This window comes from Inquilinus ginsengisoli, assembly GCF_050434925.1.
In the GTDB taxonomy this organism is placed as follows: domain Bacteria; phylum Pseudomonadota; class Alphaproteobacteria; order DSM-16000; family Inquilinaceae; genus Inquilinus; species Inquilinus ginsengisoli_B.
In genome coordinates this window covers 2,015,881-2,028,146 of sequence record NZ_JBNDJK010000001.1, presented here as the reverse complement: position 1 = coordinate 2,028,146, position 12,266 = coordinate 2,015,881, and the positions used below count along the sequence as shown (strand labels likewise).

Below are 12,266 nucleotides of genomic sequence, written 5' to 3'. Positions count from 1 at the left end.
AGGCGCCGCGTTCGTCCTAGGCGGGCCCAGCCCAGATCACCAGCGCACTGGATTTCAGGGGTCTGACCGATGCGACAGACTGCTATTCCACGCTGCCGGTGGTCGCTTCTCCAAGCTATGCCCGCGATTTCACCGTCGCTCTCGCAGGTTCAAATCGGGGACCCGCAACCGCGGTTGTTATCACTTCGGGTCGGGGCGCCGGCCGGCGGCCGGCTGCGAAGTCGAGGATGGCCATCAGCTCGCCGCTTAGGCGGGCCTTGACCATTCCCCTGCCCTCGCCCGGCGTCAGCACCACCTGCCCCACCAGCGATCGGATCGCCTCCGCCGCCTCGTCCCGGGTCTCCGGGTGCACTAGCGTCTCGGTGAGCTGCCGCACCTTCCGCCGGTAGATCTCAGCCACGTTCGGATGCACATCCGGGATGTCGGCCGGCGCCTCGCTGAGCCGGGTCTCGATCTCGGCCTTTTGCCGCTCCAACTCGTCCATACGTGCCTTCATCGACGGCTGGTACATACCGTCCTCGATTGCCTGCATGATGCCGCGGATGCCGCGCTCTATCCGGACCAGGGCGGCGCGGTCTGCCTCTCCTCGCGCCCGCCGTTCATGGTTCTCATGGTTGGTGCGCTCGACGCAGGACCGCACCGCCTCTGCCACCGCTTCGGGCGAGACCAGTGTCTCGGTCAGCCCGGCCAGTACGCGCTTCTCAATCTTCTCCCGCGTGATCGTCCGAGAGTTGTCGCAGCGCCCGCGCCGGAAATGCGCAAGGCAACCATAGCGGCCCGCGGCCATGATACCGTACTTGCCGCCGCAGCAGCCGCAGATGAGCAGACCCGACAGCAGGAAGGCCGGACGGCGCAGGCTGTGCATCGTCTTCGCCCGCGCCTTGCGCACCGCGATCGTGGTCGCCTCGAACTGTTTCGCCAGGACTGTCTGCCGCGCCTTCACCGCCTGCCACAGCTCATCGTCGACGATGCGCAGCGCCGGCACTTCGTTGCGGATCCACTTCGCCTCAGGGTTTGGCCGCGACACCCGCCGGCCAGTGGCCGGGTCCTTGACGAAGTGAAGCCGATTCCAGACCAGCACCCCCGCATATAGCTCGTTGTTGAGGATGCCGGTTCCGCGGGAGGCATGGCCCCGGATGGTGGTGTCGGCCCACTCCCGGCCGAGTGGCCCGGGAATGCCGTCGGCGTTCAGCCCGGTCGCAATCGCATGCGGCGAGCGGCCGGCGGCGAACTCCCGGAAGATCCGCGGGACCACAGGGGCCTCGGCCTCGTTGATCCGCCGCTCGCCACGGAGCGGGTCGCCCTCGGCATCGGTGCGCTTGACCACGTCATAGCCATAGCAGAGCCCGCTGCCGGACCGGCCTTTCTCCACCCGGCCGCGGATGGCGCCGGAGATGGCGGGGTCCTGGTAGGTATGTCGTCGGAATAGCGGGCGTAAAGGGCAACCTGGATCATTTTCCTCTCTCCCCTGGTCTGCTGCTTCCGGCCGGTTGTCATTGACGGCCTCGGGCCGGAGCAGTTCCCGCGCGATGTGCCGGCCGATGGCCCTGGCGATCACAAGCAGGCGTGGATCAATCCTGCCGGCCTGGCCGGCATTGTCGTTGGCGGGCGGTGCGCGGCCGGCCCGTTTCCAGTCCGATTCCATCGCCGATCTCCTGCCGCAGCTCGGCATCAGGCGAACATCGAACCGGGACAACAACCGGTCAATACGGCTGGCGGCCTGCACGGATACTCAACTCCGCGACCATGCATGATGATAGCAGAAGATCGCAGGTCGACGCGCAATCGGCTGAATACATTACAGAATATATCCGAAAGTGCATCGGTGAATGCATCCGCCCTTCTACCTGCCGGGCCGCGTCGAGCGCGACCCGGCAGTATCGAACGTCACCACGGCGCTTCGGCATAGCCCGGAAACTTTGCAATCAGCGCCCGGGTCATCTGGGAGCCGAAGTCGTAGGCCAAGCTCTCTTCCCAATCATCGCACTCGCAGGCCTGATACTCGAAGCAGGCCAGGCGCTTGGCGGCCCGGCCGAGCGGCACAGTGCGCCAGGCAAAGCGGTAGGCCTCGACCGCAGACTCGTATTCTGCAGCCTCCTCGGTGCCGGACAGTCGATAGCGGTGGATGACGGAGCGGACGTTCTCGGCCCAGAGCATCCGGCCGAAGTCGCCGGCGTTCTCGTGGTTCACCTGCTGACGGGATCGGTCGGTCGCGAGGCGGGCGCGGATCTCCAGATCGATGGCAGCCGAGACCAGCTCGTCGATATGCTCCTGGTCGACGACGAAGGCGGACATTGGCAGTCTCCCCCTTGCTTCGCGGCAGCGGGTTGATGCCGCTGCATCAACCCCTGCCCGTCCGGCGAGGACCGGGGAGTGGGGGCAAGGGCGGCCGTCAGGCCGGGACCGGAGCCACGCGCAGCCGCAGGCACTGCGGCGAGCATGGCGAGGACCCGCCCCTTGCGGGGCGATGGGCAGAGCCCTTCGCCCCTCCTGCGCTCTGGGAAACTGAGTTGCTGGATCCGCCGCTACGGCTGGTTCGGCTTCTTCAGGCGAACGCCGGGAACGTCGCCATTGGTGAACTCGATACCAGCTTGTTCCAGCGCCGCTCGGATCCGGGCTCGCATTTCGCCGCTGACCTTGAGCGCCTGGTCACTGTCACTTTCGCTACGCTTGATCGTGGGAACGGACACGCCAGCGGCACGGGCCAATTCGGCCTGCGAGAGCCCAAGGAAACCACGCGCCGCACGGATCTGACCAGGTGTCGTCAATTTTCTCTTGATCCCAAAAGGATCAACGGGCATGATCCCGTTGGTATCAATCCCGTCATATGGCAGAAGCGCCGTGTGAGCAACTGCTTGCGCGTGCTCGTCGGGCGGATTGACCAGCAAGACTTGAGAGGCGGCCGAACGAGGTGCGGGAACACCTCGCCCGGCCTGACCACCATCCAGCTTCTGGGAGCCGGACAATGGCTGACTCGGACGATACCACGACTTTGCCTGCGCTCAGCCGCCGTGACCTGCTCGGCGGCGCCACCGTCATACCAATCGGCGCCGCCGATGCCCGGCACCGCGGCGCCAACTCCGATCCCGTCCTCGACCTCTTCCGTGAATGGCGCGCGCTCGATGCTGAACTGGATGCTTGGCAGGACGACTGGCAGAAAAAGGAAGGCGTCCTGCTCCGCACCGTCGGCATGCCGCGGGTGCTAGTCCCGGTGCCGGGCAAAGCCGAACCAGTCTCGGCTTGCGAACCCGCCGAGATCGATGAACTGCTTGAAGACTTGCCGGGAACGGAGGAGCTTCGGCAAAGGCTGCACCGCGAGTTCGCGGCGCACCGGCGCCGCTGGGAAATGGCCGCGGCGGCGATCGGGCTCGGTCCGGTGGAGGAGCGCGTCAATCAAGCCTGGGACCGCTGGGACTCTCTGACAGAGACGGTATGGCAGGTGCCGGCCGGCACTGTGGCCGGTGCCGTCGCCAAGCTCGCCATGGTGCTCTCGATGGGCCAATCGCGCTCGGATGACGACGAATTCCCGTGGCCGCCTCTCCGATCCGTCCTTGTCGACCTACAGCGGCTCGTCAATGTGACGGTGAGTCTGGACCCGGCGTGACCACAATGGAGTGCGGCGCCGCACCGGAGAAAACTGATGTCCGATCCGCTCGAACATCCATGCCGGCGTTGCGGTGCCGCTTCGTACCAGCCCTGCACTGATCGCGCAGGGCTTATCAGACACGAAATCCATACCCGCCGAAGGCCCACCGCCCAATCAGCCGCGATCGAGTGGCTTCGCCACGTGGACAACGCGCACCTGTGGCGCGCTGAGAAGTTGGCAGCCGGGCTCTACGTGACCTACGGGATCCTCGATCCGCGGACCGGCGGGTTCGTCTATGTCGGCCAGAGCGGGAGTTTCGCAAGGCGAATAGCAGCCCACCTGAAGACACGAACGGAACGGCCACATTATCGCTTCCGTCCAATCCGGGCGTGGATTTGGGACTCGCTCGCGGCAGGGAACGCACCCAGCTTCAGAGTGCTCGACGTCTGCGAAACCGAAGAGCAATCACTCGCTTCAGAAGCGCTCTGGGTCGAACGGTTGGCCGCGCAGGGCAACGAACTCCTGAACCGCTGGCTGGAACATCAGTCGCTGATTCAGAAAACGCGCAGTGTGGGCGATCACCGCGAACCCGGAGCAATCCGCTCGAGCCTCCGTCGGTCATGAGCCGCCGTTTCACCACCTCGCGGAATTGACGGGCCACGACACATCGAGCGTCCTACAGCGTTGGCTCATGCAGATGAGTCATGAACTGGCCGGAACTCACCGGATCGATCCTGTCTGCCTCGGCAAGCGCCCATTGCTCCCAAGCGGCAAGCGCCGAGGCGTCGATCTCAGCAGCCCCCTGAACGATCGCCTGCCGGACCCGTTGAACGAGTGCCCGGATGTCCTGCGCCTGGCGCAAAAGTTCGCCACTCGCGCGCAAGTGCTCCAAACGCTTCCGATTGAGTTCAGCAAGCTGCTCCTGGCGTCGCCTCTCCTGTTCGATCCGCTCTTGCTCCGCACGCTCCTCTTGTTCCCGCAGACTTCTCCGGAACCCGGCCTCCCCCGCCACGATGATGGCGGCCGTGATAGGCGCGATCTTTGCCTCCAGCTTCCCGTCAGCATCATCCTGCCAAACTCGGTCGGCTTTGCGATCGAGACCTGGATCGAATCGAAGCATCAGCGGCGTCGACGCGGGGAGATCGGGCGCCGGACGGAGATAGCCATGCTGGCGGACTGTCTGGTGCTTGCCGGCGATGCTGATGTCCAAACGCAGGACGGTGTCGCCGATGACCGCTCTCGCATGGATTTCTCCGTCATACTCATTGGCGTGGCCGCTATGACCGCGCTTGCTGAGCGTCAGGAAAATGCCGTTGAGGATCCTCAAGCGACGTTGGGCAAGAGGTGTGTCGAACTTGGGCTGGTCCCAGTGCCAGCTACTCGCAGCAGACTTCTCCCGTCGGCGCTGCTCCTGCTTGAGCAACTGCACCAGCCCTTTGTGAGGCTTGTAGAGCGTCTTCACCGAGGCCGAGCCGATCGCCTTCAACTCCAACGAGTAGAGCTCATCGAGATCTTCCGGGACTAGCGCGGAAGCGAATGGCCCCTCGGATGGAAGCAGAGGTATCGGGGATAGGACATTCGCAAAGCGGGCATCGACCCTCAGCCGCCCTAGCCCGCCCGGCCGTCGGGGCGGCGCCTCAGGACGCTTCGGCACAGGCTTTCCAGCATGCACCTTGTTCCAGTACCCCTGGGGCGGCGGGATCACACCGTGGCTCGCGAGAAGCTTCTTCAGCCCGACGTCGGACAGACCAAGTTTGGCCGCCAGATCGCGCATCGGAGCAGACCATGCGAAGGCGTGCAGATCGTCGGGCATCACAAGGATGTCGTTCCAGCCGTATGATCGCCTCACGGCACCCCCCAGATCGAAGCCCACCTCAAAGATCGACTCCGTTGCCAGGCGCATCAAGCCAAACGTCGTGGCCATCCTGCGACGGACCAATACGTGGTACGTCGGATAGCTATGCAGGCCGCCTTGTCCCCTCTGCGGACATTCGGAGGCCTCCAGGGCTCCTCCGAACCGGACATTCCTATCGACCTGGCCGACACCCGGTCTTCTTTGGTAGGGAAGATAAGTCGCATTCCCCAGGCTTCTGGGAGCAGACGTCAAGGCTGCGCTAGTCCTCAGGCGATGACACAGGCGTTACTCCGCCTCCACGCCGGCAAGCTCAACCCTGACCATTAGGCCCGCTACCGGCCGGTGAACCCAATACTCCCGGCAGCCTCGCCCTGTCCCACGATGCAGCGCCCGCGAATATAGCTCAACCTGCCCGCCGAATGCCCGGAGCCGTCCGGCATCAAGCTCCATCGACCCGGGGAAGCTCTTGTGGTCGACAACCGCGAAGTCACCGCCGTCATCAAGCAGGAGGTCGATGCGCCCAGAGATAACCTGAAGTTCCTCGGCCGCATGGACAGGCCACTCCGGGAGACGCGCAGCACCGTCGAAGCGCTCGCTGACAAAGTCGCGCAGTCTGTCAGAGGCAGAAATGAGGTCGACAGGATTTACCTCTGGCACGCCCCAGCGGTGGAGCATGTCACGGGCAACTTCAAGGCGCGCGTCCAGTGAGGCCAGCGGATCGTCGCAGGCAAAGAAGCGGTGGAACGCCTCGCCGATCGACTGAAGGTCGGGATCGCCGACGAGGGCGATCCGCGACCCGAGCTGGACCGTTTCCACGACGCGGACCTCGCCCTGAAATGCGTGTTCGCTTGGCCTAAGGCGCAGCGGCGGATGTTTGCACCGCGCCACGGCCGGCCGGGCGAATTCCAGCTCCGGCTCCGCGAATTCCGGATCGAACCGGTTCGGGGCGGGTCGAAGGGCAATCCGTACGTCTCCGACTGCGAGCGCGTCGCCCCGATCGAGATCAGCGGAAGCAGGTGGAAAGCAATTTAATAGGCAGCCGCCCAAATGACTACGCTTCGAGAATAGGTATGTTCGCTTATCTGTAAATCAGAACGGAGTCTCTAATACCAATTCTCTGAAGGGTAACTCTCGGTGAGAATTGTACAAACGTGACAAGCCCCTCGCACCGAGTGACGGGCTGTCGCGCAGGCTTCCATGCCAATCAGGCAAGGATCAAGCGTCAAGCGTCTCGAAGAATGGCTGCATCTGCCCTCGTCGCTGCGATGTGCGCAAGACGACCTGCCGATCTGCATCAACCCCATGAAGTTGGAAACATTCTTTGCGGATCAAAATCGATTGTCGTCATCTTTCCCATGGTCGATGGTTCCTCTCAAGGTACTGCAACAAGCTATTCTGGCACGCTCGATGCCGTTGGATGGCGCCATCCACCACATCACATTATGGTATGACCCCGCAGGGCCGAGGGAATTTGAACTCCAGGTAGAAGGGGCGCATGGTTTATTGGATCTCTACGAATGGGAGCGGTTAAAGCGTCGATGGCAAATTCTGGAAAGGCGCTGTGGTCGTACAGCACGCCAGCGGCACTGGGCGCCGCAGTTGCAGGGTTTATCGTAGGGCTCCTCGTCCTCTTTGGAGTGAGGCGGGCCAGCGGATGGCCGAGTGAAGCGGCTATCGATTGGGTCGTACTCATCCTTCTCATCATTAGCTTCGCGCCTGTCGGACTCAGGCTGCTCGATTTTCTCGCGGAGCGCCGAGCGGTGCTCGGGTCCAAATGGTTCAATCTTGACCTGAGCCGGATGGATCTCACGCGGGCAGCCGCGGCCGGAACGGAGGTGCTTCCCGCCAATCTCGGGATCACGGGACCCGTCGTGTCGGACACCGCGCCGATGGACATCATGGAGGCGCTTCGCACAGCGTCGCGTCAGCCGTTTGTCGTCGTCGACATTCGTGACGGGGATGCCTGGTGGGTCACGCGGCTCATCGCGCTCAGCGCGGGCGCGGTCCGCCGTCTGGCTCCCGAGGCGATCGTATTCATGGGGCGCCGTGAGAACCGCCCGGACCAGTTTCTGGGCTGGGCAACGCCCGCCGTCGTGCTTGAGGCCATACTACAGGACCGAGACGAGTATCGTGCACGTTACGAGAAGGCAGTGGCTTTGGCGCGTCATCTTGTATTCTTCCGGGGGACCGAGTTGCTGCCTCCGGGAGCAATCCTGCATCCTGACGTGCTCCGCTATACAGATCCGCCCCACAACTACAAGGAGCTCGGCGACGCGGCCTTAGAGCAGATCGTGATGGACCAGCTTGCGCGGCATGGGGGGCCCGGGGGCCCGCTTGAGGCGCAGCCCGACCGGCTGACGCTCGCCCGGTTGAATACGCTATTCGCCGCGGTACTAGTCACCGAGAGCGTTAATATCACCTGGACGGCTGCGCGCCAAGTCGCGGCGGTGCTCGCGGTGCGAGCGCCGTTCGTGGCCTCAGTGCGGGATGGCGCCTTTGTTTCTATGATTCGCTGCGCGGATGCGGAACGGGCGATCCTAGCCCAACTCGTGGAACAGGCGCGAGACCGGCACGACGCGCGGGACTGAGCGCTCTCAGCGGGGCTTTGTCACGTTGTCGAGCGTGGCCGCGATTAGGTCGGCATCTGCCAGGCTCATGCCGCGACGCCAGCCGCATCGCGCCATGCCGCGAACGCCTCTGCACGAAAGCGGCGGTGCGTACTGGCGGTGGTGAGGTGACGGCAGAGATTGAAAGTGTTGTAGGTCGCGGCATACATCGACAGGAACCGCTGCGCCGATGCGGCGGATCTGAACCGTTGCAGCTTGCGTTCGCGTCGGCGAACTGGGACATGCGAGCTCTCGGCCCGGTTGTTCAGCCGCTTGGCCCGCAGATGGGGTATCCCGTTCAGCCGCAGGTCACGAAGCGCCGCGCCGTAGGCCGGACACTTGTCGGTCACCCAGGTGGTTAGAGCGATGCCCTGCTTGCGGAGGAGCTTGCGCATCAGCTTGCGGGCTGCAGCCGCATCTCGCCTGGCCTAAACCAACACCTCGAGCACCTCACCCTCGGCATCGACGGCGCGCCAGAGGTACATCTGCTTGCCACCGATCCGGACAAACATTTCGTCGAGGTGCCATCGCCGATGCGGCGCTGGCCATTGCGCCCGGAGGCGCCGGGCGATCATCGGGCCGAACGCACTCACCCATCGACGGATCGTCTCGTACGACACCTCGATGCCGCGCTCGGCGAGCAAGTCCTCGACGTCGCGGTAGCTCAGGGCGAAGCGGAGATACATCCAGACGGCGCGCTGGATCACGTCGGATGGAAAGCGATAACCAAAAAAATAGTCAGGCGGGGTCATGACGACCGCTACGCTCCTCACGGGCGCGATGCAAGGCCGCGAACGTGACGATCCCCTCCGGAGAGCGGTCTCAACCAGGCCGGGTTGGTTTGGCTCAAGGAGACGCGCCGTCTTCAAGGGGAGCGCTACAGTAGAACTGCCGCTGCCGCGAGCCGGCAGATGTCGCAGACGTAGCGTCTCCGCTTCCGGAGTTCGGGCCACATGACCAGGCGCAGAGCCATTGTCGGTGCGATCGGGGGCGAGGGGCAGCTCGAGGCCGCTGCCACTCTCGGCGCCATCGTCGCCCAGCGCAGTTGATCCTAATGACGGGGGGAATGCTCCTGTCTAGGGATGAGGTCGCCTTAAACGGGGGCCAGGCTAAAGAGGCGACCTTGCTCGGCGCCCATGAAGAAGCGGGGGACGAGGCCCGGCTCATCGGCATCCCGCCATCGCAGAGGGTCCTCTGGGATCACCAGGCCGGTGCCCGCCGCCTATTGGCCTCACAACGTTCGCAACGTGATCAACGGCTGGACGCCGGGCATCGTCGTGGCGTTTACCGGCACCCGCGGTACGCTGGCGGAAATCGCCTTCGCGCGCGCCGCCCGAAAGCCGGTGATCTCTGCCGCCGGGAGCGTGGCCCGACTGCCTGGCGGATGCCGACCTGATTGCAGCCACACTCGACAACGTGACAAAGCCTTCCAGCCTGTGGCAGGGGGACTTCACGGGCAAACTGCTTGGCGAGGAATAGCCATTCCTTCGTCCTGGAGGTTGCGTGCCACTTGCCATTGGCTGCGAGCCTGGAGGTGCCTGAACGATGACCCGCAGCGGCTGGCGGGATCGCAGCTTGCAATAATCAAACTCTCTTGACGCCGATTATTGCTCGATCTATCCTCTGAGCGCAATATAATTGAAAAAAATCCCATCTGGATGACTCGTCTTCCACCCCAGCCCGCCGCTCGCAACGAATGCAACGGGCACAGAGTCCGATTTACAGCGTGCGGAAGCAGGGCGTTCTATGGCTTCAACTCACAGTCTCCGAATGGTAACGGCTAGATAATTTTTCTGCTCGCTCAGACGGGAGCACGGTTCTCAATCGTCTGACGATGCATCTTCGTGCCCGATGGTAGAAAACAGGAGAGCTCAATGGCGACGGCTGTTTCCTATCCGGGCGTTTACATCGAGGAAGTTCCAAGCGCTGTTCGCGCGATTGCTGGCGTTCCCACGTCCGTCGCCGCTTTTGTCGGCTACACGGCCCGGGGGCCGACCAGCGAACCCATACAGATATTCAGTTATGCGGATTTCGAGCGGCGTTTCGGCGGCTTGGATTCCGACAGCGCGCTTTCCTACGCGGTTTCGCACTTCTTCCTGAACGGCGGAGCGACGGGCTGGATCGTGCGCGTCGCCGCGGGGGCCGCGCCGGCGGCGGTCGATCTGGAGACCGCCGCGGACGGCGCCGGCGACGTGGTGCTGACGGCGACGGCGCAGTCGGCCGGGCTGTGGGGCAACAACATCCGGCTGGTGGTCGACTACGACGCCGCCAACCCGAATAGCCTCTTCAACCTGACCATCGCCGAGGTGGCCGAACGCAATGGCCGCATGACGACGGTGCGCAGCGAGAGCCACCGCAATCTCAGCATGAACAGCTTCGCGCCGAACTATGTGGCCTCGGTGGTGAACTCCTCCTCCAACCTGGTGACGCTGGTGCGTCCCGGCGGCCTCGCCTTCCCGGACGCGGCGACCTCGCTGAGCGGCGTGCTCGCGCAGGCCGACATCGACCGGCTGGGCGACAACGCTCGGCGGTTGGCGGTCTCGATCGACGGAGGCCGGGTGCAGGAGTTCGACATCTTCGGCGAGGGCGAGGGCTTGGCCCCCGGGAATTTCCAGGTGCAGATGGACGACCTCGCCGCGCGGATCCAGGCGCGCGTGCGCGCCCTCGATCCGGGCGACGACGCCTACGTCGACTTCACGTGCGACGCCAATGTGAACGGCGCCGAGGCGGTGCTCGAGGCTACCTCCGGCACGCCGGCGGCCGATCGCGAGGAGTCCAGCGTCGCCTTCACGACCGCTTCACGGGCCAGCGCCACCGGCATCCTGTGCCTGGGCGTCGTCAACGGTGGACGCGAAGTCAACGGTTCGGCGGCCCTGCGGCCGGCGCAATCCGGGACCGCCTGGGTGCGGCAGGACCCGCCCCTCGACTTCGCCGACCTCATCAGCCCGGCTTCCATGGACGTCGACATCCTAGACTCCGCGGGCACGGTGGTCGCCAACGAGGTGCTGGCGCTCTGGCCGGACGATCCCAGCCGGCCGACCAACCTCGATCAACTGGCCACCCAACTGCAGGCGGCGTTCTCCGGCTCGGCGCGGCCGGAACTGGCCGGCGCCCGCCTGTCGCTTGTCGGGGACCGTGTTGTGGTGACGCCGGCCGGGAGCGACCCGAGCGTGCGGCTGCGCTTCAACAGCGGGCCGACGTTCGGGGCCGGTCCCGACGACCTCACCGACAACGCCGAGCCGAACATCGCCGCTTATCAGCTGGGCGTGGGCCCGGTGGTCGGCGCGCAGATCAACCCCGTGCCGGGCGCGGATGGCGCGCCGCCGGGCGTCGTGGACCTGCAGGGCAATCAGGCGGCGAAGACCGGCCTCTACGCGCTCGAGGATGTGGACCTGTTCAACATCCTGCTGCTGCCCGGCCAGTCGGACGCGGGCCTCTGGGCCGCCGCCCTGACCTACGCGGAGCAGCGCCGCGCCTTTGCGATCATCGACCTGCCGGCCGCCACTGACACTCTGGACGAGGCGCGCGCCTGGCTGAACGCCAACGGCGCCCTGCGCCACCGCAACGCCGCCGCCTATTTCCCGCGGGTGCGGATGGCGGACTCCCTCGAGAACAACCGCGTCCGCTCCTTCCCCAACTCAGGCGCCATGGCGGGGCTCTACGCCCGCACCGACGCGACCCGCGGGGTGTGGAAGGCGCCGGCCGGCACCGAGGCCAGCGTCCGAGGCGCCCAGGGGCTCGATTACGTGCTGACAGACGCCGAGAACGGCGTCCTGAATCCCATGGGCCTGAACTCGCTCAGAGCCTTCCCCGCCTTTGGACCGATCTCCTGGGGCGCGCGAACCCTGGTCGGCTCCGACGCAATGGCCTCGGAGTGGAAGTACGTGCCCGTGCGCCGCCTGGCGCTGTTCCTGGAGGAGAGCCTCTACCGTGGCACCCAGTGGGTGGTGTTCGAGCCCAACGACGAGCCGCTGTGGGCGCAGATCCGGCTGAACGTCGGCTCCTTCATGCACAACCTGTTCCGGCAGGGCGCCTTCCAGGGGAAGACCCCGAGAGAGGCCTACCTCGTGCAGTGCGACAGCAGCACCACGACCCAGGACGACATCAATCTCGGCATCGTCAACATCGTGGTCGGCTTCGCCCCGCTCAAGCCCGCCGAGTTCGTGATCATCAAGCTGCAGCAGCTGGCCGGCCAAGCCGGTGCGGGCGCTTAAGAGGA

Annotated in this window: 10 protein-coding genes and 2 pseudogenes; 5 read left to right on the top strand and 7 right to left on the bottom strand. The window is 64.9% G+C overall.

What is annotated here, in order from left to right; all coding sequences use genetic code 11:
• Nucleotides 1-115 precede the first annotated feature (115 nt).
• The 3 genes from QFZ27_RS09635 to QFZ27_RS09625 all read right to left on the bottom strand — a co-directional run bounded on the left by QFZ27_RS09635 (nt 116) and on the right by QFZ27_RS09625 (nt 2,966).
• The gene (locus QFZ27_RS09635) at nt 116-1,645 is read right to left on the bottom strand and encodes a recombinase family protein (RefSeq protein WP_429226028.1); all 1,530 of its coding nucleotides are present in this window, start codon (nt 1,643-1,645) and stop codon (nt 116-118) included.
• A gap of 242 nt (nt 1,646-1,887) precedes the next feature.
• Nucleotides 1,888-2,295: a hypothetical protein gene (locus tag QFZ27_RS09630; protein ID WP_429226026.1), complete on the bottom strand. Its 408-nt coding sequence runs from the start codon at nt 2,293-2,295 to the stop codon at nt 1,888-1,890.
• Between the two features lie 230 nt (nt 2,296-2,525).
• Complete coding sequence (locus tag QFZ27_RS09625) at nt 2,526-2,966, bottom strand: helix-turn-helix domain-containing protein (protein ID WP_429226025.1); 441 nt, start codon at nt 2,964-2,966, stop codon at nt 2,526-2,528.
• Here QFZ27_RS09625 and QFZ27_RS09620 point away from each other — a divergent pair.
• The gene (locus QFZ27_RS09620) at nt 2,966-3,604 is read left to right on the top strand and encodes a hypothetical protein (protein WP_429226023.1); all 639 of its coding nucleotides are present in this window, start codon (nt 2,966-2,968) and stop codon (nt 3,602-3,604) included. The genes QFZ27_RS09625 and QFZ27_RS09620 overlap by 1 nt on opposite strands.
• A gap of 36 nt (nt 3,605-3,640) precedes the next feature.
• The gene (locus tag QFZ27_RS09615; RefSeq protein ID WP_429226021.1) at nt 3,641-4,210 is read left to right on the top strand and encodes a zinc finger domain-containing protein; all 570 of its coding nucleotides are present in this window, start codon (nt 3,641-3,643) and stop codon (nt 4,208-4,210) included.
• 52 nt (nt 4,211-4,262) lie between these two features.
• Here the strand turns inward: QFZ27_RS09615 and QFZ27_RS09610 are convergent, their stop codons facing one another.
• The 3 genes and pseudogenes from QFZ27_RS09610 to QFZ27_RS09600 all read right to left on the bottom strand — a co-directional run.
• Nucleotides 4,263-5,510, bottom strand: coding sequence for a hypothetical protein (locus QFZ27_RS09610; RefSeq protein WP_429226019.1), 1,248 nt, complete (start codon nt 5,508-5,510; stop codon nt 4,263-4,265).
• A 216-nt stretch (nt 5,511-5,726) separates the two neighbouring features.
• On the bottom strand, nt 5,727-6,257 hold the full coding sequence (locus tag QFZ27_RS09605) for a PD-(D/E)XK nuclease family protein (RefSeq protein WP_429226017.1): 531 nt from the start codon (nt 6,255-6,257) through the stop codon (nt 5,727-5,729).
• 347 nt (nt 6,258-6,604) lie between these two features.
• Nucleotides 6,605-6,776 (bottom strand): annotated as a pseudogene (locus QFZ27_RS09600) (IS110 family transposase); the annotation flags it as partial.
• A gap of 182 nt (nt 6,777-6,958) precedes the next feature.
• Between QFZ27_RS09600 and QFZ27_RS09595 the strand changes: the two are divergent.
• On the top strand, nt 6,959-8,029 hold the full coding sequence (locus QFZ27_RS09595; protein ID WP_429226015.1) for a hypothetical protein: 1,071 nt from the start codon (nt 6,959-6,961) through the stop codon (nt 8,027-8,029).
• A gap of 65 nt (nt 8,030-8,094) precedes the next feature.
• Here QFZ27_RS09595 and QFZ27_RS09590 read toward each other — a convergent pair.
• Nucleotides 8,095-8,799 (bottom strand): annotated as a pseudogene (locus QFZ27_RS09590) (IS6 family transposase).
• Nucleotides 8,800-9,183: 384 nt separating this feature from the next.
• Here QFZ27_RS09590 and QFZ27_RS09585 point away from each other — a divergent pair.
• Both QFZ27_RS09585 and QFZ27_RS09580 read left to right on the top strand, forming a co-directional pair.
• Complete coding sequence (locus QFZ27_RS09585) at nt 9,184-9,645, top strand: SLOG cluster 4 domain-containing protein (protein ID WP_429226013.1); 462 nt, start codon at nt 9,184-9,186, stop codon at nt 9,643-9,645.
• Nucleotides 9,646-9,921: 276 nt separating this feature from the next.
• Entirely contained in the window at nt 9,922-12,261 is a 2,340-nt protein-coding gene (locus QFZ27_RS09580; protein WP_429226011.1) for a phage tail sheath family protein, read from the top strand.
• Nucleotides 12,262-12,266: the final 5 nt, after the last annotated feature.

Bases quoted from the DNA above. Each gene is read 5' to 3' on its own strand.
- QFZ27_RS09635 (WP_429226028.1), bottom strand. From the start codon at position 1,645: ATGGAATCGGACTGGAAACGGGCCGGCCGCGCACCGCCCGCCAACGAC.
- QFZ27_RS09630 (WP_429226026.1), bottom strand. From the start codon at position 2,295: ATGTCCGCCTTCGTCGTCGACCAGGAGCATATCGACGAGCTGGTCTCG.
- QFZ27_RS09620 (WP_429226023.1), top strand. From the start codon at position 2,966: ATGGCTGACTCGGACGATACCACGACTTTGCCTGCGCTCAGCCGCCGT.
- QFZ27_RS09615 (WP_429226021.1), top strand. From the start codon at position 3,641: ATGTCCGATCCGCTCGAACATCCATGCCGGCGTTGCGGTGCCGCTTCG.
- QFZ27_RS09610 (WP_429226019.1), bottom strand. From the start codon at position 5,510: ATGGCCACGACGTTTGGCTTGATGCGCCTGGCAACGGAGTCGATCTTT.
- QFZ27_RS09595 (WP_429226015.1), top strand. From the start codon at position 6,959: ATGGGAGCGGTTAAAGCGTCGATGGCAAATTCTGGAAAGGCGCTGTGG.
- QFZ27_RS09585 (WP_429226013.1), top strand. From the start codon at position 9,184: ATGAAGAAGCGGGGGACGAGGCCCGGCTCATCGGCATCCCGCCATCGC.
- QFZ27_RS09580 (WP_429226011.1), top strand. From the start codon at position 9,922: ATGGCGACGGCTGTTTCCTATCCGGGCGTTTACATCGAGGAAGTTCCA.